Origin of the sequence: Isoptericola halotolerans, assembly GCF_045689585.1 — a bacterium.
Lineage (GTDB): Bacteria > Actinomycetota > Actinomycetes > Actinomycetales > Cellulomonadaceae > Isoptericola > Isoptericola halotolerans_B.
Window position 1 is genome coordinate 3,161,251 of the sequence record NZ_CP140108.1, and the last position, 23,524, is coordinate 3,184,774.

At 74.6% G+C, this 23,524-nt stretch carries 23 protein-coding genes, 1 pseudogene and 1 riboswitch; of the genes and pseudogenes, 12 read left to right on the plus strand and 12 right to left on the minus strand.

The window, feature by feature from the left end; translation table 11 throughout:
• Nucleotides 1-45 precede the first annotated feature (45 nt).
• The 3 genes from UQW22_RS14835 to UQW22_RS14845 are packed head-to-tail and all read right to left on the minus strand — an operon-like array spanning nt 46 to nt 2,484.
• Nucleotides 46-420 (minus strand): hypothetical protein, encoded by a 375-nt coding sequence (locus UQW22_RS14835; protein WP_407317850.1) that lies wholly within the window; start codon nt 418-420, stop codon nt 46-48.
• A gap of 5 nt (nt 421-425) precedes the next feature.
• Nucleotides 426-1,418 (minus strand): helix-turn-helix transcriptional regulator, encoded by a 993-nt coding sequence (locus UQW22_RS14840; RefSeq protein WP_407317851.1) that lies wholly within the window; start codon nt 1,416-1,418, stop codon nt 426-428.
• The gene (locus tag UQW22_RS14845) at nt 1,411-2,484 is read right to left on the minus strand and encodes a helix-turn-helix transcriptional regulator (RefSeq protein WP_407317852.1); all 1,074 of its coding nucleotides are present in this window, start codon (nt 2,482-2,484) and stop codon (nt 1,411-1,413) included. Before UQW22_RS14845 ends, UQW22_RS14840 begins: the two co-directional genes overlap by 8 nt.
• A gap of 35 nt (nt 2,485-2,519) precedes the next feature.
• Between UQW22_RS14845 and UQW22_RS14850 the strand changes: the two genes are divergently transcribed.
• From UQW22_RS14850 to UQW22_RS14880, 7 genes and pseudogenes are all read left to right on the plus strand, one after another.
• Nucleotides 2,520-3,716, plus strand: a complete 1,197-nt coding sequence (locus UQW22_RS14850; RefSeq protein ID WP_407317853.1) for a DUF3866 family protein — start codon at nt 2,520-2,522, stop codon at nt 3,714-3,716.
• A 260-nt stretch (nt 3,717-3,976) separates the two neighbouring features.
• Nucleotides 3,977-4,339, plus strand: coding sequence for a hypothetical protein (locus UQW22_RS14855; RefSeq protein ID WP_407317854.1), 363 nt, complete (start codon nt 3,977-3,979; stop codon nt 4,337-4,339).
• The gene (locus UQW22_RS14860) at nt 4,336-4,758 is read left to right on the plus strand and encodes a hypothetical protein (RefSeq protein ID WP_407317855.1); all 423 of its coding nucleotides are present in this window, start codon (nt 4,336-4,338) and stop codon (nt 4,756-4,758) included. Before UQW22_RS14855 ends, UQW22_RS14860 begins: the two co-directional genes overlap by 4 nt.
• A 56-nt stretch (nt 4,759-4,814) precedes the next feature.
• Complete coding sequence (locus UQW22_RS14865) at nt 4,815-5,798, plus strand: AAA family ATPase (RefSeq protein ID WP_407317856.1); 984 nt, start codon at nt 4,815-4,817, stop codon at nt 5,796-5,798.
• A 410-nt stretch (nt 5,799-6,208) separates the two neighbouring features.
• Nucleotides 6,209-6,496: pseudogene (locus tag UQW22_RS14870) on the plus strand (DUF58 domain-containing protein); the annotation flags it as partial.
• A gap of 68 nt (nt 6,497-6,564) precedes the next feature.
• Nucleotides 6,565-7,155 (plus strand): hypothetical protein, encoded by a 591-nt coding sequence (locus tag UQW22_RS14875; protein WP_407320865.1) that lies wholly within the window; start codon nt 6,565-6,567, stop codon nt 7,153-7,155.
• A gap of 37 nt (nt 7,156-7,192) precedes the next feature.
• Nucleotides 7,193-8,659, plus strand: a complete 1,467-nt coding sequence (locus UQW22_RS14880; RefSeq protein WP_407317857.1) for a lipase maturation factor family protein — start codon at nt 7,193-7,195, stop codon at nt 8,657-8,659.
• Nucleotides 8,660-8,668: 9 nt separating this feature from the next.
• On the opposite strand, the gene UQW22_RS14885 is transcribed toward UQW22_RS14880, so the two are convergent.
• Nucleotides 8,669-8,941: an aldehyde dehydrogenase family protein gene (locus UQW22_RS14885; RefSeq protein WP_407317858.1), complete on the minus strand. Its 273-nt coding sequence runs from the start codon at nt 8,939-8,941 to the stop codon at nt 8,669-8,671.
• A gap of 83 nt (nt 8,942-9,024) precedes the next feature.
• Here UQW22_RS14885 and UQW22_RS14890 point away from each other — a divergent pair, with 83 nt between their 5' ends.
• Nucleotides 9,025-9,696, plus strand: coding sequence for a GNAT family N-acetyltransferase (locus tag UQW22_RS14890; protein WP_407317859.1), 672 nt, complete (start codon nt 9,025-9,027; stop codon nt 9,694-9,696).
• 70 nt (nt 9,697-9,766) lie between these two features.
• Here the strand turns inward: UQW22_RS14890 and UQW22_RS14895 are convergent, their stop codons facing one another.
• A complete protein-coding gene (locus tag UQW22_RS14895) occupies nt 9,767-10,444 on the minus strand; it encodes a hypothetical protein (RefSeq protein ID WP_407317860.1) in 678 nt (225 codons plus the stop codon).
• A gap of 78 nt (nt 10,445-10,522) precedes the next feature.
• On the opposite strand from UQW22_RS14895, the gene UQW22_RS14900 reads away from it, so the two are divergent.
• Entirely contained in the window at nt 10,523-11,182 is a 660-nt protein-coding gene (locus tag UQW22_RS14900; protein ID WP_407317861.1) for an IMPACT family protein, read from the plus strand.
• Nucleotides 11,183-11,185: 3 nt separating this feature from the next.
• Here the strand turns inward: UQW22_RS14900 and UQW22_RS14905 are convergent, their stop codons facing one another.
• From UQW22_RS14905 to UQW22_RS14915, 3 genes are read right to left on the minus strand one after another with little or no spacing between them, the layout of a single operon-like run.
• The gene (locus UQW22_RS14905; RefSeq protein WP_407317862.1) at nt 11,186-12,592 is read right to left on the minus strand and encodes a UTP--glucose-1-phosphate uridylyltransferase; all 1,407 of its coding nucleotides are present in this window, start codon (nt 12,590-12,592) and stop codon (nt 11,186-11,188) included.
• Between the two features lie 58 nt (nt 12,593-12,650).
• Entirely contained in the window at nt 12,651-13,271 is a 621-nt protein-coding gene (locus UQW22_RS14910) for an L-threonylcarbamoyladenylate synthase (protein ID WP_407317863.1), read from the minus strand.
• A 37-nt stretch (nt 13,272-13,308) separates the two neighbouring features.
• Entirely contained in the window at nt 13,309-14,298 is a 990-nt protein-coding gene (locus UQW22_RS14915; protein WP_407317864.1) for a threonine/serine dehydratase, read from the minus strand.
• 96 nt (nt 14,299-14,394) lie between these two features.
• Here UQW22_RS14915 and UQW22_RS14920 point away from each other — a divergent pair, with 96 nt between their 5' ends.
• On the plus strand, nt 14,395-15,321 hold the full coding sequence (locus UQW22_RS14920) for a LysR family transcriptional regulator (RefSeq protein ID WP_407317865.1): 927 nt from the start codon (nt 14,395-14,397) through the stop codon (nt 15,319-15,321).
• A gap of 2 nt (nt 15,322-15,323) precedes the next feature.
• On the opposite strand, the gene UQW22_RS14925 is transcribed toward UQW22_RS14920, so the two are convergent.
• The 3 genes from UQW22_RS14925 to UQW22_RS14935 all read right to left on the minus strand — a co-directional run bounded on the left by UQW22_RS14925 (nt 15,324) and on the right by UQW22_RS14935 (nt 19,729).
• Nucleotides 15,324-15,920: a QsdR family transcriptional regulator gene (locus UQW22_RS14925; RefSeq protein ID WP_407317866.1), complete on the minus strand. Its 597-nt coding sequence runs from the start codon at nt 15,918-15,920 to the stop codon at nt 15,324-15,326.
• A 90-nt stretch (nt 15,921-16,010) separates the two neighbouring features.
• Entirely contained in the window at nt 16,011-17,846 is a 1,836-nt protein-coding gene (locus UQW22_RS14930) for an ABC transporter ATP-binding protein (RefSeq protein ID WP_407317867.1), read from the minus strand.
• A complete protein-coding gene (locus tag UQW22_RS14935; protein WP_407317868.1) occupies nt 17,843-19,729 on the minus strand; it encodes an ABC transporter ATP-binding protein in 1,887 nt (628 codons plus the stop codon). Before UQW22_RS14935 ends, UQW22_RS14930 begins: the two co-directional genes overlap by 4 nt.
• 115 nt (nt 19,730-19,844) lie before the next feature.
• Here UQW22_RS14935 and UQW22_RS14940 point away from each other — a divergent pair, with 115 nt between their 5' ends.
• Nucleotides 19,845-21,236: a hypothetical protein gene (locus UQW22_RS14940; protein ID WP_407317869.1), complete on the plus strand. Its 1,392-nt coding sequence runs from the start codon at nt 19,845-19,847 to the stop codon at nt 21,234-21,236.
• 54 nt (nt 21,237-21,290) lie between these two features.
• On the opposite strand, the gene thiD is transcribed toward UQW22_RS14940, so the two are convergent.
• Nucleotides 21,291-22,190: a bifunctional hydroxymethylpyrimidine kinase/phosphomethylpyrimidine kinase gene (gene thiD / locus UQW22_RS14945; protein WP_407317870.1), complete on the minus strand. Its 900-nt coding sequence runs from the start codon at nt 22,188-22,190 to the stop codon at nt 21,291-21,293.
• A riboswitch (TPP riboswitch) is annotated at nt 22,181-22,276 on the minus strand. (Overlaps the previous gene by 10 nt.)
• Before the next feature lie 206 nt (nt 22,277-22,482).
• Between thiD and UQW22_RS14950 the strand changes: the two genes are divergently transcribed.
• Nucleotides 22,483-23,517 carry an alpha/beta hydrolase family protein gene (locus UQW22_RS14950; RefSeq protein WP_407317871.1) on the plus strand — a complete coding sequence of 345 codons (1,035 nt, stop codon included), beginning with the start codon at nt 22,483-22,485 and terminating at the stop codon, nt 23,515-23,517.
• Nucleotides 23,518-23,524: the final 7 nt, after the last annotated feature.

The window sequence follows — 23,524 nt, forward strand, 5'->3', positions numbered from 1 at the left end:
ACTTCAACTCCCAAGCGTTCGGTGCGCGTCTCGGCCGACGCGCTGTCAGTCTATGCCCACCGCCGGAGGTGGTGAAACACCCCGTCGGCGCTCCAGCCAGGTGCTCGTCGTCCACACCCGCCAGGTGGTCGCGTGCCGCGCACGGCGCAGCGCACGGCGTCCCGCCCTCGCGCGACGCCGTGCGGCGACCCGCGCGTGCAGCTCGTAGGGCGGGTCGAACAGCGTCGGCGAGGTGTCCGCCCGAGCGGCCTCGGCCCGCACGAGAGCCTGCGAGACCCGCTCGGAGGCCGACGCGAACGTCTGCCCGGCCGCCCCCGCCTCGCGAATCAGCCGCAGGCCGGCGCGCACGACGCCCCAGGCCACCCAGCCCAGGAACACCAGCGCACCGACGACCAGCAGCGTCCACACCCAGCCCCACATGCCGATCAGCCTAGCCGCGCCGCATCGTCCGCGTCGTCGGCCGCCAACGCCTCGCGGGCCGCCGCAGCCACCTCGCCCGCCACGTCCGCGGGCTCCACCGCGAGCACGTCCGGGGCGTTCGTCAGCAGCAGCCGACGCAACCACGCCGGGTTCGTCACCCGCAGGCGCACCTCGAAGGACCCGTCGGGCAGGTCCGTGACGGACTCCACGGGCACCTCCTCGGCCACCCACCGAGCGGGCGACGCGAGCCGCAGCGTCGCCACCCGGGCCGACTGACCGGCGTCGGCGGCCACCTGGGCGAACACGTCCACGTCGCCCTCGAGGTCGTGACCGGCCACCGCCACGTCCGTGGGCGTCGCGGCCAGCACCCGGTCCACGCGGAAGGTCCGCCGGCCCTGGGCGCGGTAGCACCAGCCCACCAGGTAGGTGGCGTCGTCCTGCGTCACCAGGCGCACCGGGTCCACGTCCCGCTCGCTGGTGCAATCCGCCGCGTCGACGTAGCGCAGCCGCACACGACGCCCCGCCGTCACCGCCCGGGTCAGCACGCCGAGGACCCTGCTGTCCCCCTCGCCGCCGAGGCGGACGTCCACCGCGTGCGCCGCCTCCCCCGTGGCCGCGGTCAGCTTGTCCAGCGCCGAGGCGACCACGGCCGCCCGCTCGTCGTCGGCCTGCACCGCCGGGGTGGTGTGCATCGCCCGCAGCGCCGCCACCAGCGCCACCGCCTCCCGGGTACCCAGCCGCAGCGGACGCGTCAGCCCACGGCTCTGGGTCAGCGAGACGAGCCCCTCCTCCAGGGAGAAGGCGTCGAAGTCGATCAGGTCGTCCGGCATGTACCCGGGCGTGCCCGAGACCCACAGCGCGTCGATGTCCTGACGGATCCGCTCCGCGGTCACGTTGAACTGGCGCGCCAGCTCGTCGACGCTCACCGGGCCCGCACCGTCCAGGTACGCCACGATCCCCAGCAGCCGTACCAACCGGTCGTCGGCCCGCTCAGCCATCACCCTCCCCCGTCCTGCCCGCGGGCGTCCCGACGTCGAGGCGGGCCGCCGCCGTCAACCGACGACGCACCTCCGCCCGCAGCTGCGCCGGTCCCAGCACCAGCACCGCCGCGCCGTACCCGGCCACCTCGTCCGCCAGCGCCGTCAGGGAACGGAACCGCACCGTGACCACGTCGCGGCCCCGGGGCGCTCGCGGCCGGTCGTGACGGTGGGCGTCGGCGGGCTCCTCCGCCGTGCCGTCGACGTGCTCCACCACGGCGCGCGCCCGCAGCGCGGGCGCCCGTTCGGGCACGACGGCGAGGTCGGCCGCGCGCTCGACGCCGACGCCGGCACCGAGCGCGGCGTCGACGTCCACGCGTTCGGGGATCGTGTACGCCCCGGCGGTAGAGCCCACGCGTACCCGGCCGTCGATCCTCGACAGGCGGAACACGCGGGTCGCGGCGCGGTCGCGGTCGTGGCCCACGACGTACCAGCCGCCGCCGCGCGCGGCGATCCGCCACGGCTCCAGGGTGCGGGTGCGCACCTCTCCGGTGTTGGCCGCACGGTAGCGGAACGTCACGACGCGTCGTTCGGAGACGGCCTCCAGCAGCGGACCGTAGGCGTCCCCGGCGGCGCGCAGGCGCGGCGTGAGCCCGGCGACGGCGTCCCCGACCGCGTCCGCGGCCCCGGCGGCCGCCAGCTTCGTCAGCGCCCGTGACATGTCGGTGCGCAGCGTCTTGTCGGACCAGAGCTGCGCGGCCAGGGCGACGACACCCAGCTCGGCGGGCGTGAGGTCCACCGGTGGCAGCGCGTACGCCTCGTTGTCGATGCGGTAGCCGACGTCGTCGCTGTGCCCCGACCCCTCGACGGTCACGATAGGCACGCCCAGGGCGCGCAACGTGTCCTTGTCACGTTCGAACATCCGCTCGAACGCGTCGGTGGACGGTGCCCCGTCGTACCCGTGCACGCTCGAGCGCACCTGCTGCTTCGTCATCGCCGCCGAGGTGTTCACCAGGGCGATGACGAGGTTCAGCAGACGCTCGTCCGGTCGGGTCGGCGGGCCACCCGCCGCATCGTCACCTGCCATCGGCCCCCACGGTAGCCCCAGGTACGCTCTGCCGGGTGACGACAGGGCCGACCCACCGACGAACCGCCGCCGACCACGTGACCTGGCGCACCGGCACAGTGACCGCCCGGAACCGCTCCTGGCCCGGTGCCCGCGAGCTCACGGTGCGCCTGGGCGAACCGCTGCCCGCACCCGACAGCGCGACAGCGGTCGACGAGGTCCGTGCCCTCGCGTACACCACCCTGGTGGGTGACCCCGACGTCGGCGACCGGCTCGCGCTGAACGTCTCGGCCCTCGCGCGCGGCCTGGGCACCGGCGGCTACGCCCTGGTGGTCGCACCGGCCGACCCCGCCGCGGTGCCCGCCGACCCCCCGCCCGGTCCCGGCCACCTCGTCAAGGCGCGGTACACCCCGCTGCAGGCCCTCGTCCTCGGCGTCGACGAGCAGGAGTCCGAGCACCACGCGGTGCTGCAGGACGCCGACGACCTCGCCGGGCTCCCGGTGGTGGTCGCCGACCTGCACTCGGCCGTGCCCGCGATCGTAGCCGGAGCCCGCCTGGCCGCCGAGGTCGCCGGCACGGCCCCGCCACGCGTCGCCTACCTGATGACCGACGGCGGCGCCCTGCCCGCCGCGTTCTCGCGCACCGTGGCCGCCCTGCGCGAGAACGACTGGCTGACCTCCACGATCACCGTCGGCCAGGCGTTCGGCGGCGACCACGAGGCCGTCAGCGTGCACAGCGGGCTGCTCGCCGCCCGCCACGTCGTCCGCGCCGACCTCGTCGTCGTCGCCCAGGGCCCCGGCAACCTCGGCACCGGGACACGGTGGGGGTTCTCCGGCGTGACCGCCGGTGAAGCCGTCAACGCCGCCGCGACCCTCGGCGGGCGGGCCGTCGCGTCGCTGCGCGTCTCCGGCGCCGACCAGCGCGAGCGGCACCTCGGCGTCTCCCACCACTCCCTGACCGCCTACGGCCGCGTCGCCCTGGCACCCGCCGACGTCGTCGTGCCCCGCCCCGACGAGCAGCTCCAGGACCGCACGGCCTGGGGCGCCGACCTCACCCGCCGCGTCCGGGAGCAGGCCGCCACCCTCGGCGCACGACACCGGCTGGTCGACGTCCCCGCCACCGCCGAGACCCTCGACGTGCTCCGCCGGTGCCCCGTACGGCTGTCCACCATGGGCCGCGGGCTCGACGCCGACCCCGCGGCCTTCGTCGCCGCCGCGGTCGCCGGCCAGCACGCCCGCACGCTGCTCACATGAAGATCGCATGAGACCCCGCGACCTCGGCACCCACCCCGTCGCCCTGCTCGTCCTCACCGGCCTCGTCGTGCTGGGAGGTCGACGTCGCGACCCCCTGGCGACTCACCGTCCCCCGCCTCCTGCTCGAGGGCGAGCTCGGACGGCAGCCCGAACCGGTCGCACCCCCGTCACCCGACGTCGCCGACGTCCCCGACCCCGCCCCCCGCCAGCCCGACGACACCCTCGCCCACGTCCTGCTCGTCCTCGCCGGGCTCGTGGTCGTGCCGCTGCTGTGGACAGCCGCCCGCAAGATCCTCGCCGCGCTCTCCGACACACCCCGACCACCCGACCCCGACACCCTCGTCCCCGGCACCGAGCTCACCGCCTCCGCCGCCCCCGCCATCCCCCTGCCCGACCTCGCCGACGCCGTCACCCGCGCCCTGACCCACCTCGCCGACGCAGGCCACCCCCGCGACGCCGTCGTCGCCGCCTGGGTGGCCCTGGAGGACGCCGCCGCGCAGCACGGCACCGCCCGCCGCGCCCGCTTCACCACCCGCCCCACCGACCAGCACGACGTCACCGCCGCGCGCACCGCCCTCGTCCAGATCGCCCGCAGCCTCGACACCCACCCCGACACACCATGACCCGCCAACACCTGCCCTTGGCCCTGGGCGTGCCGACCGCGCTCCTGCTCGCCGTCACCGGCACCCTCGACCCCGTCCACGCCCTCCTGCTGCCCACCAGCGCGCTCGTCGCCTGGCACGCCTGGCGGTCCCTCGACGAACCCGCCCCGTCCGCCTGGCCCCCACCCCCGACCGACGAGCACCACGGCGCCCGCCGCGACGTCACCGACCTCGGCTGGGCAGCGCTCACCCGCGACGGCCACGTCTCCGCCCGCGACACCCGACGGGTCACCCGGCTCGCCGCCGACCGGCTCGCACCCCACGGCATCGACCTCGCCGACCGCGCCCACCACACCGCCGTCGCCACCTTCCTCGGACCGGATGTCGCCGACCAGATCCGCTCGCGCCGACCACCCGCACCCCGCGCCCTGCACCACTGACTCGACGTCATCGAACGCATCCCGCCCGCACCGACGCGACCCGGAAGGCCCACCCGATGACCCACCAGCCCACAGCACTTCCCGTCGCCGACGTCGCCCGCCACGCACGCGACGTCCTCGACGAGATCGGCACCGCCGTCGTCGGCATGCGCGACTCCCTGGAGCTGGCGCTCGCGGCCCTCCTCGCCGGCGGGCACGTGCTGTTCGAGGACGTGCCCGGGCTCGGCAAGACCCTCGCCGCCCGCTCCCTGGCCACCGCGATCGGGCTCGACTTCGCCCGCCTGCAGTGCACGCCCGACCTGCTGCCCAGCGACGTCACCGGGTCGAGCGTCTACGATTCGGCCACCCGCGAGTTCGTGTTCCGCCCCGGACCCGTCTTCACGGGGCTCTTCCTCGCCGACGAGATCAACCGCACCGCCCCCAAGACGCAGTCGGCCCTCCTGGAGGCCATGGCCGAGCGCCAGGTGTCCGCTGAGGGGACCACCAGACCGCTGCCCCGTCCCTTCCACGTCGTGGCGACGTCCAACCCCGTGGAGTACGAGGGGACCTACCCCCTTCCCGAGGCACAGCTCGACCGGTTCATGGTCCGCCTCGCCGTCGGGTACCCCGACCGCGACCAGGAGCGGCAGGTGCTCCTGCGTCGCGTGTCCCGGCGACAGGAGGCCGCCCCCGTGCGCCAGGTGGTCGACGCCGGCACCATCCTCGCGATGCAAGCCGGCGTCGAGAACACCGAGGTCGACCCCGACGTCGCGACCTACTGCGTGGACCTGGCGGCCGCCACCCGCGAGCACTCCGCGCTCGAGGTCGGCGCGTCCCCCCGCGGCTCGCAGAACCTCCTGCTCCTCGCCCGCGCCGTCGCCGTCCTCGACGGCCGCGACCACGTGCTGCCCGAGGACGTCAAGCGCGTCGCCGTGCCCGTCCTCGCCCACCGCCTCACCCTGACCCCCACCGCCTGGGCCGCGGCCGTCCGCCCCGACGACGTGGTGCGCGAGCTGCTCGCCGCCGTGCCCGGCCCAGCCACGGTGGCCTCGGGCCGGTGAGCGACGACACGGGCGAGCCCGACGGCGCGCGCGAGCCAGGGCACCCCGGCCCGGACGCCCCGTGGTGGCAGCGGACCCCGCACGCCGCGGCCGGCCTCGTCACCGGTGTGCTCCTGCTGACCGTCGGCCTGCTCGCGGGCCGCCCCGACGTCGCTCTCGTCGGGCTGCCCGTGCTCCTCGGGGCGGCGTGGAGCGGGCGACCTGGCGCCCCCAGCGAGTCCGCCCCGGCGCGGTCGACGCACCACGAGGTGACGACGGGAGCCACGCCCACCGGCCCCGGCGAGCTGACCGCGACGCTCACGCTGGACCCGCCCGCGGGGGCCGAGGTCGTCCACGCCCGCGTCGGCGCACCCGGCCACCGCAGGGTTGACGTCCTGCTGGGCCCCGGTCGTCGTGAGCTCGACCTCGGCATGACCACCGTGCGGACCGGACCGCAACCGACGTTCGTCGTCGACGTGCGCGGCATCGGTGCCGGCGGCACGACCACAGAGGACGTCAGGCGCTCGACCAGCCCCGACCGCGTGGTGCTGCCCGCCGCGGCTCCGCTCGGCCGCGTGCCCCTGCCGGTGCGCCTGCGCGGGCTGACGGGCCCGCACGTCTCCCGCCGGCTCGGGGACGGCAGCGAGCTGCGCGACGTCCACCTGTTCACCCCGGGCGACCGGCTCCGCCGGATCGACTGGCGGACGACGGCACGACGCTCGCCGGCGTTGGACGAGCTGTACGTGCGGCGCACCTATGCCACGCGGAGGCGACCACGGTGCTGGTGGTGGACTCGCGCGACGAGGTCGGCCCCGACCTGCGGACCTGGCGCGGCGGCGGGGAGATCCGGGTCGACGAGCCGACGTCGCTCGACCTCGCCCGCCATGCGGCCGCGTCGGTGGCGCGCGCGGTCGTGGCCGCCGGCGACCGGGTCGGCCTCGACGATCTCGGCCGGCGCCGGAGGCCGCTCCCCCCTGCGGCGGGGCAGCGGCACCTGCGCCGGGTGCTCCACGGGCTGGCGACGAGCAGCCCGTTCGGCACGCCCGCTCGCCGGTTGCGGCCACCACGGCTCCCCGCCGACGCGATCGTGTACCTCTTCACGACGGCGCTCGACGACGAGTCGCTGCGGATGGTGCGTACCTGGCACGACCAGGGGCACCGCGTGGTGGTCGTCGACACGATGCCCGCGATCCGTCCGGTCCACGAGGTCCACCTGCGCATCGCCTGGCGGGTGATCAGCATGGAACGCGCGGACCGGCTCCGCCGGATGGCGGCCGAGGGGGTACCGGTGGTCGCCTGGGCCGGCACCGCCCGCGACGAGGCCCCGGCCCGGTTCGAGGCCCTCGTCCGGGCGGCGGAGCGGCACCGCGGCCGGTGAGCACCCGCGTGCCTGGTTAGCGTGGTGGCATGCCCGAGTGGTCCTGGTCGACGGCTGGTGGGCGACCGGCGACTACGACGTCGCCCGCCAGATCCTGCAGCGCGGCGTCGGGGTGCTGCTGTGCCTGGCGTTCCTGCAGGTGCTGGGCCAGTTCCGCCCTCTGCTCGGCGACCACGGCCTGACACCGGTGCGGGCGTTCACGGCCCACGTGCGGTTCCGCGACGCGCCGTCGCTGTTCCACTGGCGCTACAGCGACCGGCTGCTCGCCGTGGTGGCCCGGGTGGGCGTGGTCGGTGCTGCCAGCCTGGTCGTCGGGCTGCCCCAGGCCGGTCCCTGGTGGGTGCCGACGCTCGTCCTGCTGCTCCTGTGGTGGTTCTACCTGTCGACCCTCAACGTGGGTCAGCGGTTCTACGGCTTCGGCTGGGAGATGCTCCTGTGCGAGATGACGTTCCTCGTCGCGTGGTTCGGCTCGGACGCCGTGCCGGTGCCGTTCCTCATGGTCCTGGCCGCCCGGTGGCTGTTGTTTCGGCTGGAGCTCGGCGCGGGGCTGATCAAGTGGCGCGGCGGGCGCGAGTGGCGTGAACTGACAGCGCTCGACTACCACCACGAGACCCAGCCCATGCCGGGGCCTCTCAGCTGGCACGCGCACCACCTGCCGCGCTGGTGGCACCGCATCGAGGTAGTCGGGACGCACGTCACCCAGCTCGGCATGCCCTGGCTGCTGTGGCTGCCGCAGCCCCTGCCGAGCGTCGCCGGCGTCGTCATGGTCCTGACGCAGGGCTGGCTCGTGGTCACCGGGAACTTCGCGTGGCTCAACTGGGCCACGATCGTGCTCGGCGCGGCCATGATCTCCGACCCGGTGTGGGCGTCGCTGCTCGGCGGGGTGCCGTTCCTGCCCGACGTCGGCACGCAGGGCGTGGCGACCCTGGGCCCGCCGGTCGCCGACGTGGTCGTGGTGACCGCCGTCGTCGTCGTGCTCGCCGCGTTGTCGGTGCGGCCCGCGCTCAATCTCGCGTCGCGTCACCAGCGGATGAACGCCAGCTTCGAGCCCTTGCGGCTCGTCAACGCGTACGGCGCCTTCGGTTCCGTCACCCGACGCCGTGACGAGGTCGTGGTCGAGGGTTCGCTGGTGGAGCACCCCGCGTCGCAGGACTGGCGCGAGTACGAGTTCCGGGGAAAACCGGGCGACGTGCGCCGCCGCCCGCCGCAGGTCGCCCCGTACCACCTGCGCCTCGACTGGCTCCTGTGGTTCGTGCCGCTCGGCTCCGGCGGGACGCTGTGGTTCGAGCGCTTCCTGCTGCGGCTGCTCGAGGCCGACCGCGCGACGCTGCGACTGCTGCGCCGGGACCCGTTCGGGGGCGAGCGCCCGCGCTGGGTGCGCGCACGCCTGTACCGCTACCGGTTCTCGACGCCCGAGGAGCGACGCCGCACCGGCGCGTGGTGGGTGCGCCACGAGGTCGCCGTCGTCGTCGACCCGGTCGACCTGTCGATGCTGCGGCGGTGACGCCTCCCCTCAGAGGCCCTCGAGATGCATGACCTTGCGCACCGTCATCTCGTCCAGGAGCTCGGGGCCGAACCCGGCACCGTCGCCGCTCGCCCGCCGCGGGTCGGCCGAGCCGCCCGGCGCCCCGCCGACGACGGCGTTGACCTTCACCGTCCCGACGTCGAGGGCGTCGGCGGCGCGCAGGGCGCGGTCGAGCCGCGGCGTCAGCACGGTGGCCGCGAGCCCGTAGGCGGAGGTGGACGCACGGCGCAACGCCTCGTCGAAGTCGGCGACCCGGACCACGGGTGCCGCCGTCGCCGGACTCGTGCTGATCGGCGGTGCCGCGCTCGTCGCGCTGGCCTGGTCGGTGCTGCCAAGATGACCCGATGACACCGCTCGAGATCCGTCCCTACCGTTCGTCCGACCGCACGGCCGTCGCCGAGGTCTGCGTGCGCACCGCTGCCGCGGGCACCGACGCCCGCGGCCTGTACTCCGACGACTCCCTGATGGCCGAGGTCTACGCCCTGCCGTACGTCGAGCACTCCCCCGAGCTGGCCTTCATGGTGGTGGAGCACGTCGACGCCCCCACGGCGGACCCGTTGGCCGTCGACGACGGCCGTCTCCTCGGTTATGTCGTCGGAGTACCCGACACGCGTGCGTTCGTCGCGTGGTGGGAGCAGGAGTGGACGCCCGGGTTCGTCCAGCGCCATCCGGAGCCGGGACCTCCGACCGGCGCCGAGCCCGGGTACAGCGAGGCGGCCCTCCTGCACGACGGCGCGGACCCGCAGCGGATGCTGCGGAGCCTCGACGACGAGCAGCTGGCCGACTTCCCCGCGCACCTGCACATCGACCTCGTCCCGGAGGCGCAGGGGCGCGGCCTCGGCCGTCGGCTCGTCGACACCCTGCGGCAAGCCCTCGCCCTCCAGGGCGTCCCCGGTGTCCACCTCGGCTACGACCCGGCGAACTCCTCGGCGCGAGCCTTCTACGACCGGCTGGGCTTCCACGAGCTGCCGACACCGCAGCCTCACGTCCGGTTCCTCGCGATCGCGACGGGCTGACCCCCGCGCCTCCGGGCTGCTTTGGCCGTCCCTGCGTGGGCGACCTAAGGTGGTTCTGGTGCTTGGCACACTATTTCTTCTCGGAGATCTCCGTGCCGAGATCGGGCAGCCCTGCCTGCGTCCATGCGCGGCGCACCTGTTCGAACCGGGTGGGCAGCGGCGGGCGCGTCGGCCCCCACCGGGCGTTCGTGCGGTGCACGAACCTCCTCCACGACAGCACCAGACCCTGCCGCGTGATGGGCAGCCCGCTGGAGACGGTCGTGCCGTTGTCGTGCGTGTGGTGCACCGTCAGCAGCAGCGCACGCGGCACCGATCCCTCGAGCTCCGCCGCCAGCTCGGTCCGCACGGTCATCCAGTGCCGCAGCACGACCACGACCTCGGGCGGCAGCCGGTGGCGCCGCAACGTCCGGTGCTTGCCGTGCCGGACCAGGGCGCTCCCCTCCCCCGGGTCCCGACGCCCCCCGACACGGCCCCGCGCCGGGGCACCGCCGGACGCACCGAGGTCGAGGTCTTCCGCCCGGACACGGAGCAGGTCGCCGTAGCGGGCTCCGGTGGCACGCGTCAGCCCCGCGATCACCGCCAGCCGGACGACCTCCGGCTTGCCCTCCGGACGCAGCGCCTCGACCGACAGCTCCCGCCACACCCATTCCGCCTCCTCCAGCGAGACGGTCGGCCGCGGGTAGCGGGCGGGTGGGCTCGGTGAGCGGTGGGGGTTCGTGGGCGAGGTTTCGGGCAGGCGGTCCGTCACGGGTCCATCGTCGGACGCTTGACACACTTTTTCACGTGTGACACGCCGTGCACGCGCCCTCGGCGTACGCTCGGGCGGATGTCAGCGCCCCTGCTCAGCACCCTCGCCGTCGTCGTCGACCACGAGACCGTCGTCAAGAGGTCCCGGTTCCTCACCCGGCTCGCCCCCGTCACGTCGCCCGCGGAGGCCGACGAGGTCGTCCGGCATCGCCGCAAGGAGCACTGGGGTGCCCGCCACCACTGCGTCGCGACGGTGCTCGGCCCCCACGCCGAGAACCAGCGCTCGTCGGACGACGGCGAGCCGTCCGGGACCGCCGGCGTCCCCATGCTCGAGGTGCTCCGCCACCGCCGGATGACCGACGTCGTCGCCGTCGTCACGCGGCACTTCGGAGGGGTGCTGCTCGGCGCCGGTGGACTGGTGCGGGCGTACTCCGGTGCCGTCACCGCGGCCCTGGACTCCGCCCGGGCCACGGGGGCCGTCCTGGCGCGCCGTCTCCTCGTCGAGGTGACCGTCGAGGCGCCGCACGCCGACGCCGGACGGCTCGAGCACCTGCTGCGCGAGTGGGCCACCGACCACGCCGCCGTCGTCCTGCCCACGCGCTACGCCACCACCGCACGCCTCACGCTGCTGGTCCCCCGCCCCGCGATCGACGCCCTGCTCGCCGACGTCGCGGCCGCCACCTCGGGAGGCCTGAGCCCGGCGGTGGGCGCGGAGCGCGTCGTCGACGTCAGGGAGTAGGGGTCAGGCGATCCCGTCCGCCGTGACCCGGGCGCCGTCCGGGACGGAACCGGACTCCCCGTCCGGGGCGCGCAGCACGGCGTCGCCCTCCACCTTCACGTCCGCACCGAACGTCCAGTCCCCGTCGACCGCCAGGCCTCGCGCGTCCCGCAACGACGGCGGTCCCGAAGCGAACCGTGCGTCGAACGCCCCGACGGTCTTGTACGTCTTCGACAGCCGCACCAGCGGCGCCTCGGCCTGAGCGACGAGCCGGTAGTCGTCCGTGAGCTCGTAGACGTCGGAGCGCAGCAGCAGCAGGTCGTCGGTCTTCTTCACCGGCAGGAAGCGCTCGCGACCGACCTCGATCGCCGTGGCCCCCTCGAACACCGCCACGGCGGCGCCCATCGCGGACTCGATCTGCACGACCTCCGGGGAGTCCGCGTCCGTCGGGTCGACGGTCTTGGCGTTGCGGATCAGAGGCAGCTCCAGCACGCCGCCGGTGCGCTCCAGCTCGGCCGCCAGGACCTCCAGGTCGAACCACAGGTTGTTCGTGTGGAAGTAGCGGTGCCGCTCCGGGTCGAGCGAGACGTCCACGTCGTCGGGGTGCGTCTGCGCCGTCTCGCGTTGGATGATGCGCCCGTCGGCCCGTCGCACGACGAGCTGGCCGCCCTTGACGTCTGCCGGCGTCTTGAGGCACATCTCCGCCGCGTACGGTGCCCCCGAGGCAGCGAACCAGGCGGCGATCTCGCCGTCCGGGGCCGCACCGAGGTTGTCCGAGTTGGAGACGCAGGCGTACCGCAGGCCGGCGTCCAGCAGCGCACGCACCACCCCGCTCGCGTGCAGCGCGGGGTACAGGTCGCCGTGGCCGGGCGGGCACCACTCGAGCGTGGGGTCGGCGGGCCACTCGACCGGCTCGAGGGTGTCGGCGCGGAGCTTGGGCTCGCGGTTCTGCAGGAAGTCCAGCGGGAGCCCGTCGACGGCCAGGTCACCGTAGCCGGACAGCGCGGCCAGCGTGTCGTCCTGGGTGCGGAACGAGTTCATCAGGACGAGCGGCAGCCGGGCCCCCGTGGCCGCGCGCGCTGCCCGGACCTGGCCGACGATCACGTCGAGGAACGACAGCCGCTCCCCCTCGGCCGTGCGACGCACCTCGAGCAGGGACTTGGCCCGGTCCATCCCCATCGAGGTGCCCAGCCCGCCGTTGAGCTTGATGATGGCGGTGCGCGCCAGGGCGTCGGAGGCCTCCGCATCGTCGATCGCGAGGTCGGCGTGCCGCGTCAGACCCGTCAGCGGCTCGACGTCGTCCTCGCGGACGTACCCGCTCTCCCCCTGCTCCAGCAGCCGGTAGAAACGGCTGAACACGTCCACGGCGGCGGGCGCCACCCCCGCGGTCCGCATCTTGTCTCGGGCCAGCTCTAGTCCGCGATCGCTCATGGCCAGCACCCTAGCCGCAGCCGGCGACTCCCGGTGACCGGTCCGGTCGCCGGTCCGTCTACTCGAACGGCGTCGGGTCGCCGGCCCCGGCCCGGACCACCTCGGGGTACCCGACGGAGAAGTCGACGACCGTCGTCGGTGCCGCTGCCACGTCGCCGGAGTCCACGATGACGTCGACCTGGCGGTCCAGCTCCTCGGCGACCTCCCAGGCCTGCGTCATCGGCTCCGCCCTGCCGGGCAGGATGAGGGTCGAGCTGAGCAGGGGCTCACCGAGCTCGCGCAGCAGCGCGTGGACCACGCGCGACTCCGGGATGCGGACCCCGACGGTCTTCTTCTTCGGGTGGGCGAGCCGACGGGGCACCTCCGAGGTCGCCGGCAGGATGAAGGTGTACGGACCGGGGGTCACCGCCTTGATGGCACGGAAGGCCGAGTTGTCCAGCCGCACGAGCTGGCCGAGCTGGGCGAAGTCGCAGCACACGAGCGTGAAGTGGTGCTTCGCGTCCAGCCGACGGATCTGCCGGATCCGTTCGGTGCCGTCGTGCTGGCCGACCCGACAGCCGAGCGCGTACCCCGAGTCGGTCGGGTAGGCGACCAGCGCGCCGTCCCTCAGCGCTGCGACGACCTGGCCCACGGCGCGTGCCTGCGGGTCGACCGGATGGATGTCCACGAGACGAGCCATACGGCCAGGCTACGCGCGGCCACCACCGGGCCGCAGGTCAGGACGCCGTGCTCAGCAGGGCGCGGCGCAGCTCTGCCTCGCTCGCGTTCGCCCCGGTGCACACCACACCCACCCGGGCGCCGGCAAACCGGTCGGGATGGGCGAGAACGGCCGCCAGGGACGCGGCACCGGCTCCCTCCGCGACCGTGTGCGCCGCCGTGAGATAGGCGTGCTGCGCCGTGGTGATGACATCGTCCTCCACGAGCAGGAAGTCGGCCAGGTGCTCACGGAGCAGACGCTGCGTGAGCACGAACCCTCGTCCGACGGCGAGGCCCTCCGCCCGCGTGCCGTTGGGACGGCTGAGCGGCTGCCCGGCGCGCCACGAGTCGTGGGCCGCCGGTGAGGCCGCGGACTGCACGCCCACGACCCGCAGACGCGGCGCCAGCGCCGCCGCCACGAGACCGGCCGCCGCCGCTCCCGACCCCCCGCCGACGGGCACGACGAGCACGTCCAGGTCCGGCGCCTGCAGCAGCAGCTCCAGCGTCGCGGTCGCCACGCCCGCCACGAGGTCGGGCTCGTTCGCCGCGCTGACGAGTCGCGCACCGCGCTCCGCGGCGGTCTCCTCGGCGAGCAGGCAGGCGTCCTCGAGCCGCTCGCCGTGCAGCAGGACCTCCGCGCCGAGCGCTCGAACGGCGCGCTCCTTGACGGGGTTCGGCGCGGCCGGCATGACGATCGTGCACGGTGCGCCGACCTCGCGGGCCGCGTCGGCGAGGGCTTGCGCGTGGTTGCCGGTCGAGTACCCGACGATCCCGCGGCGACGGGCGTCGTCGGAGAGCTGGCGGAGCAGGTTCAGCGCACCACGGATCTTGAACGCCCCGGTGCGCTGGAGGTTCTCGTGCTTGACGACCACGCGCGCGCCGTGCGCGCCGGCGTCCTGCACGACCTGGTCGAGCGCCGGGTAGTGCGCCGCGGGCGTGCGCAGGACGAGCCCGTCGATCCGCTGCTGGGCCGCCAGGACGTCGACGACGGTCGGTGGTGTCAGATCCATGCTCCCCAGCGTCGGGCAGGGAGGAACCATCGGTCCAATGCCAGTTGGTGACCAGTACCATCGCGAACGTCGATGAGTGGCCCTTATGCTGGTGCGATGACCGACGTGCCACCGCCCGCCGCCCAGCTGGACCTCACCAGGCTGCGTGTCCTGGCCGCGGTCGCCCGCACCGGTTCGGTGACGGCCGCGGCGCGCGACCTGCACTACGCCCAGCCCTCGGTCAGCCACCATCTCGCCCGGCTGGAGACCGAGGCCGGTCTCCCCCTGCTGCAGCGCGCCGGACGCGGCGTACGGCTCACCGAGGCGGGGCGGCTCCTCGCGGACCGTGCCGAGGAGATCATCGCTCGCGTCGAGGGCGCGCAGCGCGAGCTCGACGCGCTGGCGGGCCTGCGCGCGGGGCGCGCACGGCTGGCAGCGTTCCCCTCCGCGCTGGCCACGATCGTGCCCGACGCCGTGACCCGCCTGCGCGACCTGCACCCAGGACTCGGCGTCGGGCTCGTGGAGGCCGAGCCGCCGGAGGCCGTCGACGCGCTGCGGTCCGGGGAGGTGGACGTGGCGCTCGTGTTCGAGCACGTGGACGCCGACGGCACGCGCGGCGCCGACGACCTGTCCCGGTTCGAGACGACGGCCGTGCTCGACGACTCGGTGCACCTGGTCACGGCGGACGCCGGCACCTCGCCGGCCGCGGAGGCCTCGGCGGTTCTGCGGACACATGCCGCCGACACGTGGATCGCGGGGTGCGAACGGTGCCGCGCGGACCTCCTGGCGCGTTGCTCCGCCGCCGGGTTCGCCCCCCGTCTCGCGTTCGAGACCGACGACTACGTGGCGGTGCAGGCCCTCGTCGCGGCCGGCGCGGGAGTCAGCCTGCTGCCCGGCCTGGCGCTGCGCGCCCACCGCAACCCGCAGGTGTCGGTCACACGGCTTCCGGGCGCCACCCGGCGCGTGCTGGCCCTGACGGTCGGTACCCCCGCTCCCCCGGCCCGCGCCCTCGTGGACCTTCTGGTGGCCAGCGGCGGCACCTGACGTCAGCCGGGCAGGACCGTCCGGCGCAGGTGCTCACCGAGCCGGCGGTCCGGTTCGATCCCGGCGAGCACGGACCCGAAGAGCACCGACTCCCCGATGCGGACGAAGGCGAACGCCGTCTCGGCCACGGAGAACTGCAAGGGCCCCAGGTTCCCGGTCTCCTGCTCCCTGCGGACGAGGTCGGCCCAGGCCTCGACGTTGCGCACGTGCACGCGAGCGGTCGCGCCGAACAGCACGCGCGTCGCGTCGACCGGGTCGACGGCCAGGTACTTCTGCAACGGCTCGTGGGCCCCGACCTCGTCGTCGAACCGTCGCGCGACGTCAAGCAACCGTTCGACCCCTCGCTGGCCGGCGTCCGCGGACCGGCCCCAGGCCTGCTCGAGCGTCCGCGCCGCCAGCTGCCACAGGACGTCGCCGAGGAGCCGGTCCCGGCTGCCGACGACGCGGTAGAGCGTGGCCCGGCTCACCCACAGGTCCTCGGTGAGCTGGTCCATGGCCGGCCCTCCGGACGCCACGAACTGCCGGCGGGCGGTCCGCAGCGCCGTCGGGTACGTGATGACCCGCCCTCGGGCGCCGCTCGTGCGAGCGTCGACCACCATGGCGCACCTGCCTCTCTGCGAGTGTCCCTCGGCATACCGCCTAGTCGGTACGCTACCAAGCACCGCGTCGCGTCCGCACCGCCCGCTGCCTCAGGCCAGCGAGTCCCGCCACGCCGTGTGCAGCGCGGCGAACCGGCCCCGCTGCTCCACCAGCGCGTCCGGCGTCCCGTCCTCCACGACCCGGCCCTGCTCCATGACGAGCACGCGGTCGGCGATCTCCACCGTCGACAGACGGTGCGCGATGATCAGCGCCGTCCGGTCGGCCAGCAGCGTCTGCAGCCCGCGCTGCACCAGCCGCTCCCCCGGCAGGTCGAGCGAGCTCGTCGCCTCGTCCAGCACCAGCACGGCGGGGTCGGCGAGGAAGGCTCGGGCGAAGCTGATGAGCTGGCGCTGACCCGACGAGACCCGCCCACCGCGCTTGTTCACCTCGGTCGCGTAGCCCTGCGGGAGGCTCGCGACGAACTCGTGCACGCCGACGGCGCGCGCGGCCGCCTCGATCTCCACGTCCGTGGCGCCCGGTCGGCCCAGGGCGATGTTCTCGCGCACCGTCCCGCTGAACAGGTACGCCTCCTGCGTCACCATCACCACGGCGCGGCGCAGGTCCGGCGTCGAGAGGTCGCGCACGTCCACCCCGTCCAGCAGCACACGGCCCTGGCTCGCGTCGTAGAAGCGGGTGACGAGCTTGGCGAGCGTCGACTTGCCCGCCCCGGTCGACCCCACGATGGCGACCGTCTGCCCGGCGGGGATCGTCAGGTCCAGCGCGGGCAGCACCACGGGCCCCCGCCCGTACGCGAACGTGACGTCGTCGATACGCACCTCACCACGTGCCCGCGGCAGCGCGGTGGGGTGCCGGGGCTCGACGACGGTCGGCTCCTCAGCGAGCAGCCCCGAGACCTTCTCGAGCGCCGCCACCGCGGACTGCAGCGAGTTGTAGAACATGCCGAGCTGCTGGATCGGCTGGAAGAACCGCTTGACGTACAGCAGCACGGCCACCAGCGCCCCGAGCTCCAGCGCACCGTCGAACACCCGCAGGCCGCCGTAGGCGAGCGCGACCGCCACCGTCACGTTCCCGATGAGGACCAGTCCCGGCTGGTACCGGCCGTTCACCCCGAAGATCCGCAGGTTCGCGTCGCGGTAGTCCTCACCGAGCACGGCGTAGTCCGCGTCGACCGACTGTTCGCGGCGGAACGCCTGGACCGCCCGCATCCCCGTCATCGTCTCGACGAACTTGACGATCAGCCGGGCCGACGCCGTGCGCTGCTCGCGGTAGTGCAGCTGCGAACGGCGCTGGAACCACCGCGTCAGCCACCACGCCGGCACCAGGGCGACCGCGAGCACGACGCCGGAGCGCCAGTCCACGACGAACAGCGCGACGCCGGTGAAGAGCATGAGCATCAGGGACGAGACCACGCCCGTCAGTCCGCCGTCGAAGAGCTCTCGCAGCGCCTCGAGATCGGAGGTCTGACGGCTGATGACCCGGCCGGAGGTGTACGACTCGTGGAACTCCAAGGACAGGCGCTGCGTGTGCCGGAACACCCGCCGCCGCAGCTCCAGGAGCACGCTCTGGGCGACCCGGGCGGCGGCCCGTACGTAGGCCCCGGCGCACACTCCGCCCAGCACGGCGGCCACGACGTAGGTACCGCCGACCGCCACGAGACGGGTCGCGTCCCCGTCGCGCAGCGCGGGCAGGGCGGTGTCGATCGCGGCCTGCACGAGCAGGGGGCCGGCCACCTGGCCGAGGGTCGCCACGACGATGAGCAGACCCGCCCAGGCCAGCGGTCGCCACCGCGGGCGCAGCAGCTCGCCGAGCAACCGCAGCGACCGGCGGCGCACGGCTGCCGACGTCGCCCGGTCGAGCAGCGAGGCGTCGTCCGCGTGCGCGTCAGCAGCCCGACGCCGGCCCGGTCCGGGATCTCCCTGTCTCATCGGGTCACCTCCGGGTCGGTCGTGCCGGCGAGGTCGGCGGTGCCGTCGTGGTCCGCGGCGTCCCAGTCCTCCTCGAGCGAGGCGATCACGTAGCGGTAGTGCGCGTCCGAGGCGAGCAGCTCCCGGTGGGTCCCGACGGCGGTGATCCGTCCGTCGGCGAGCACGGCGACACGGTCCGCGAGCGCCACGGTGGACGGGCGGTGGGCGATGACCAGGCTGGTCGTGCCGCTCAGGACCTCGCGCAGCCGTGCGGTGACGGCCTCCTCGGTGGCGACGTCGAGCGCTGAGAGGGGGTCGTCGAGGACGAGCACCCGGGGCCGGGCGGCGATGGCGCGGGCCAGGGCGAGACGCTGCCGCTGGCCGCCGGACAGGGACAGGCCCTCCTCACCGATCCGGGTCTCGAGGCCCTGCGGCAGGTCGTGGACGAACCCGGCGCGGGCCACGTCGACGGCTTCGTGCAGCAGGTGCTCACGGGTCGCGGCGGGTTCGTCGTCGTCGACGCCGAGCAGGACGTTGTCCCGCACCGAGGCGGAGAAGAGCGTGGGGTCCTCGAACGCGACGGCGACCGCGCGGCGCAGGTCCTCGCGACGCACCGACCGGACGTCGTGACCGTCGACCTCCACGGAACCGGCCGTGACGTCGTACAGCCGTGGCAGGAGCATCGCGAGCGTGGACTTGCCGGACCCGGTCAGCCCGACCAGGGCGGTGGTCGTGCCCGCGGGGAGCTCGAGGTCGACGCCGTCGAGCACGGGTGCGGCGGAGTCGTCGTGGCGGAACCGGACGCCGCGGAGCACGACGTGCCCGTGCTCGGGACCCAGCTCGGCGGGGTCGGCGGGGTCGGCGGGGTCCGACACCGGGTTGGGTGTCTCGATCACCTCGAAGAACCGGTCGACGGCGGTGCGGGCGTTGAGCGTCATGGACAGGGTCATCCCGAGGTCGACGACAGGCCCGTTGATCACCGCGGCGGTGAGGAAGAAGGCGACGAGCGCTCCGACGGAGACCTGGTCCGCTGCCGCGAGCCACACGCCGAGGAGCAGGCACACGGCCAGGGTCAGCTCGGGGATGAGCTGGAGGGAGGTGGTGACGGTCGCCTGGTTGCCGGCCTTGCGGATCTCGGTGCGGCGCAGCTCCTCGGCCTGCCCGGAGAACGACTCCAGGGCGTCCTCGCCCCGCCCGAACGCCTTGAGCACGCGGATGCCGTGCACGGACTCCTCGACCGTGTTGGCGAGGTCGCCGGACTGGTCCTGCGAGAGCCGGGCGATGACGCGGTATCGGCGGGAGAACCGGAACGCGATGATCGTCACGGGGACCGCCCCGGCGAGGTAGACCAGCCCGAGCCAGCCGGCGGTCGCCAGGAGGATCCCCACACCGACGGCGATCGTCACGGTGCTGACCACGAGCTGCAGGAGACCGAAGACGAGCCACCGGCGCAGGAGCCCGAGGTCGGCCATGGACCGGCTCAGCAGCTGACCGCCGGACCAGCGGTCGTGGAACGCCGGCGGCAGCTGGAGCAGGTGTCGGAACAGGGCGGTCCGCAGCACCGCCTCCACCCGCGTGCCGGGGTACATCACGAGGTTGCGTCGCAGCAGGATCAGTCCGGCCTCGGCGACCCCGAGGGCGAGCACGGCCAGCGTGGGCCAGAGCAGTGCCGTGTAGTCGCGGGCGTCGATCCCGACGGCGAGCGGGCCCTCGACCAGCTCCTGCAGCACACGAGGGATCGCGAGCGCCGCGAGCGACGCCCCCAGGGAGGCGGCCAGACCGGCGAGCAGGCGCGGCAGGGCGGGGCGGACGTACGGGTACAGCCGCAGCACCGAAGCGATGGTGCCGAGCTGGGAGCCTGCGGGGTCGGCGGACGCGGCGGGTTCGGGCGGGTGGTGAGGCATCCGCCACATCTTCTCACCGGGCACCGACATGCTTGCTCGGGGCACGGCTTCGTCGGCAGGGCTCGTCGACGTGCAGCGCTCCGCCAGGGGCGCCACGGACCGTACGATGCCGGGCATGGATGGCGTGCAGCTGGTCGGCGTGGTGACGGGTGTGGTGCTGGTGGTCGTCGCAGGGTTCGCGCTGCTGCTCCGGGGTCGGCGACGACGGGAGCGCCGGCACGAGGCCGCCCGGACCGAGCTCGACCGCCTCGCGACCGCCGCCGGGTCGGCGCTGGTCCGCACCGACGAGCGCGCACGGCTGGCCGAGGACGAGTTGGCCTTCGCCGTGGCGGAGCTGGGCGAGCCGGTCACCGCCGTGGCCGGCCCGGCCCTGCGACGGGCGCGCGAGCACCTGCGCGAGGCCTTCCACCTCAACCAGCTCCTGCACGACCACGTACCCGACACCGACGCCGAGCGACACGAGTGGTCGGGGCGCATCGTGGAGCTGTGCGGTGCCGCCGGGACCGCCCTCGACGACCTGGACGCCGGTCTGGCCGAGCGGCGCCGCGCCGCCCGGGCGACGCCGCAGGCGGTCGAACGGGTCGAGGGATGCATCGACGCCGTGCGCAGCGCCGTCGATCCCGCACTCGCGGACGTCGAGCGGCTCCGCACCGACTATACGGACCACGCGCTCGCACCGGTGGCGGACAACCCGGCGCAGGCCGCCCGGCTGCTGGACTTCGCCGCCCGCAGCGCGGCGGCCGCGCGGCGCCGCCTCACCTCGCAGCAGGTCACCGAGGCGGTGGCCGGGACGCGCGCGGCCGAGGAGGCCGTCCACCGCGCCGAGGGTCTGCTCGCCGCCGTCCAGGACTTCGAGTCCGAGGCCCTGCGCGCAGAGGCCGCGCTCGGCGCGCTGGTCGCGGAGTCCCGCACCGAGCTCGCCCAGGCCCGCGCGATGCCCGCAGACCGGCGTCAGGGGCCCGTCGACGCCGCCGCGGGCGCTCTCGAGGACGCCTTGGCGTCCCTGCCGCCGTCCGACGGGCCGAGCGACCCGATCGCCACGCTGACGCGGCTCCGGGAGGCGAACACCGCCCTGGACGACGCCGTGCGCGACCGCCTCGAGCGCGACGAGCGGTCACGGCGGGCGATCACCCAGCGGGGTCCCGCGCTCGACGACGCCGCCCGCCAGGTGGCCGCGGCCCGGTCCGTCGTCGACGACTACCGCGCGCCCGTCGGGCCGGACGCCCGTACCCGGCTCGCCGAGGCGGCACGCGAGCTCGCGGCAGCCCGCGCTACCACCGACGCCGAGTCGTCGGTCGACGGCGCACGCCGCGCCGCGGCGCTCGCCACCGAGGCGACCGAGCTCGCCCGCCGCGATCTCGCGCAGGCGGGCGGCGGCGCAGCGCGGCCGTGGGACGGGCGTCGACCCCCGGCCGTGGGACGCGGCGGCTCGGGGGCCTTCGGCGCCGTGCTGGGCGGCATGGTCCTCGGCGGGATCCTGGACGAGGTCGGCGACCTGTTCGACTGACGGCTCCCGCGGCCCTGCCGGGTCGCACTCCGGCAGGGCTCAGTCCGGCAGGACTCAGCCGGGCACGGGGCCCCGGCGCGCCGCCCACAGGTGGTCCACCGGCCCGTTCCCGCGACCGACCTCCAGGTCGGCGCCGGCGGCGATCGCGCCGGTGAGCCACGACTTCGTCTCCCGCAACGCCTCGGCCCAGTCGCCGCCGCGCGCATACCTCGTCACCAGGCTGGTCGACAACGAGCACCCGGTGCCGTGCGTGGTCGACGTACGCAGCCGTGTGCCGGGGACCTCGACGACCAGCCCGTCAGGTGCGACGAGCGCGTCGGGCACCTGGTCCCCGTCCAGGTGGCCGCCCTTGGCCACGACGAGCACACCGTGCCGCTCGGCCAGCACCGCCGCCTGGCCCAGCACCCCTCGCCAGTCGGTGGCGACGGGCTCGCGCAGCAGCACGGCGAGCTCGGCCGTGTTGGGCGTGACCACGTCCGCGCGGTCGAGCACGCGACGCAGGGCCTCCTCGCCGTCACCGTCCAGGAGGCGGTCGCCGGAGGTGGCGACCATGACGGGATCGACCACCACCGGGGGCCGCGACGGTCCGGCGGCGAGCCGGCCGAGCCACTCGTCGACGACCTCCGCCGCCCCCGCGGTGGCCAGCATGCCGATCTTGACGCCGTCGAGCGTCACGTCGGCGCACAGCGACTCGAGCTGCTCGGCGAGGAACGACGGCGGCGGCACGTGCACCCCGCTCACCCCCCGCGTGCTCTGGGCGGTCAGCGCCGTCACGGCGGCCATGCCGTAGCCGCCGGCGGCGGCCACCGACTTCAGGTCGGCCTGGATCCCCGCGCCGCCGCTCGGGTCGGAGCCCGCGACGGACAGCACCCGCGGGACGGCCCGGCGCGACGCGGGTGCGGGTCGGGCGGGAGCGACGGGCACGGTGTTGACGGTGCGCGGGTCGGACGGCATCGCGACATCCCTTCGTCAGTGCTGGCTGCTTCAGGTTCGACGGGTGTGATCTCAGCTCCCGGGCGGGCGCACCCCGTGTCGTCGGACCACCGTAGCGCGGGCGCCGACGGCCCCGAGACGGTGTATCACCCGCTCCCCGGCCGGCCGGCACCGGCGATCCTGCCGATGCCCGGTGCCGCCACCACCAGCACGCTGGGCGAGCAGCACCCGCTCCGCCGCGTCCGCCGTCACCGACGACGACCGGCCGGCGAGGCACTGTCAGAGCTGTCAGAACCGTCAGAGAGGACGCATCATGCAGCACGCACCGAGCACGGCCCGGTCGGGCCGACGTCTCACGGGAGCCCTGGCCTCCCTCGCCGTCGCCGTGGGCATCGGGGTCGCCTCCGGCGCCGCGGCCCACGCGGCCGACAACCCGTACGAGCGCGGACCGGACCCGACCGAGTCGAGCATCGAGGCCACCCGAGGGACCTACCCCGTCTCCGAGCGGAACGTCTCGAGCTGGGTCTCCGGGTTCGGCGGCGGCACGATCTACTACCCCACCACCACCGGTGACGCGACCTTCGGCGCGGTGGTGGTCTCGCCCGGCTACACCGGTACGGAGAGCACCATCGCGTGGCTGGGGCCCCGGCTCGCCTCCCAGGGGTTCGTGGTGCTCACCATGGCCACGAACTCGATCTACGACCAGCCCGACTCGCGCGCCGACCAGCTCCAGGCGGCGCTCGACTACCTCACCGGCTCCAGCCCGGTGGCCGACCGCATCGACGAGGACCGCCTGGCCCTCATGGGTCACTCCGTGGGTGGCGGCGGCACGCTGCGCGCCGTGGACGACAACCCGGACATCAAGGCCGCCATCCCGATGACGCCGTGGCACCTGAAGAAGGACTGGTCGTCCGTGGCGACCCCGACGCTGATCTTCGGCGCCGAGAACGACTCGGTGGCGCGCCACGAGACGCACGCCGAGCCGTTCTACGAGTCGCTGGACGACGACCTGCCGAAGGCCTACCTGGAGCTCGACGGGGCGAGCCACTTCGCCCCCAACTACTCCAACACGACGATCGCGAAGTACTCGATCTCCTGGCTCAAGCGGTTCGTCGACGACGACGACCGGTACACGCAGTTCCTGTGCCCCGGGCCCCTCGACCGGATGGTTCTCGGACGTCGAGGTGTACGAGAGCACCTGCCCCTTCTGACCTCCGCTCCCCCTCCCGACCGGGCGGGTGGCCGCACCGTCGTGCGGCCACCCGCCCGTGTGCCCCGGCACAGCATCGGCTGCCGGCGGCCGGGGCCGGGCACAACGCCGGCTGGCGCCTCGACGGCATCCGCCTAGCCTCGGC

Excerpts from the sequence above, each read along its gene's own strand:
- UQW22_RS14920 (WP_407317865.1), top strand. The coding sequence starts at position 14,395 with ATGACCGACGTGCCACCGCCCGCCGCCCAGCTGGACCTCACCAGGCTG.
- UQW22_RS14890 (WP_407317859.1), top strand. The coding sequence starts at position 9,025 with ATGACACCGCTCGAGATCCGTCCCTACCGTTCGTCCGACCGCACGGCC.
- UQW22_RS14910 (WP_407317863.1), bottom strand. The coding sequence starts at position 13,271 with ATGGCTCGTCTCGTGGACATCCATCCGGTCGACCCGCAGGCACGCGCC.
- UQW22_RS14865 (WP_407317856.1), top strand. The coding sequence starts at position 4,815 with ATGACCCACCAGCCCACAGCACTTCCCGTCGCCGACGTCGCCCGCCAC.
- UQW22_RS14860 (WP_407317855.1), top strand. The coding sequence starts at position 4,336 with ATGACCCGCCAACACCTGCCCTTGGCCCTGGGCGTGCCGACCGCGCTC.
- UQW22_RS14905 (WP_407317862.1), bottom strand. The coding sequence starts at position 12,592 with ATGAGCGATCGCGGACTAGAGCTGGCCCGAGACAAGATGCGGACCGCG.
- UQW22_RS14925 (WP_407317866.1), bottom strand. The coding sequence starts at position 15,920 with ATGGTGGTCGACGCTCGCACGAGCGGCGCCCGAGGGCGGGTCATCACG.
- UQW22_RS14845 (WP_407317852.1), bottom strand. The coding sequence starts at position 2,484 with ATGGCAGGTGACGATGCGGCGGGTGGCCCGCCGACCCGACCGGACGAG.
- UQW22_RS14930 (WP_407317867.1), bottom strand. The coding sequence starts at position 17,846 with ATGAGACAGGGAGATCCCGGACCGGGCCGGCGTCGGGCTGCTGACGCG.
- UQW22_RS14935 (WP_407317868.1), bottom strand. The coding sequence starts at position 19,729 with ATGCCTCACCACCCGCCCGAACCCGCCGCGTCCGCCGACCCCGCAGGC.
- UQW22_RS14840 (WP_407317851.1), bottom strand. The coding sequence starts at position 1,418 with ATGGCTGAGCGGGCCGACGACCGGTTGGTACGGCTGCTGGGGATCGTG.
- UQW22_RS14900 (WP_407317861.1), top strand. The coding sequence starts at position 10,523 with ATGTCAGCGCCCCTGCTCAGCACCCTCGCCGTCGTCGTCGACCACGAG.
- UQW22_RS14915 (WP_407317864.1), bottom strand. The coding sequence starts at position 14,298 with ATGGATCTGACACCACCGACCGTCGTCGACGTCCTGGCGGCCCAGCAG.
- UQW22_RS14950 (WP_407317871.1), top strand. The coding sequence starts at position 22,483 with ATGCAGCACGCACCGAGCACGGCCCGGTCGGGCCGACGTCTCACGGGA.
- UQW22_RS14835 (WP_407317850.1), bottom strand. The coding sequence starts at position 420 with ATGTGGGGCTGGGTGTGGACGCTGCTGGTCGTCGGTGCGCTGGTGTTC.
- UQW22_RS14940 (WP_407317869.1), top strand. The coding sequence starts at position 19,845 with ATGGATGGCGTGCAGCTGGTCGGCGTGGTGACGGGTGTGGTGCTGGTG.
- thiD (WP_407317870.1), bottom strand. The coding sequence starts at position 22,190 with ATGCCGTCCGACCCGCGCACCGTCAACACCGTGCCCGTCGCTCCCGCC.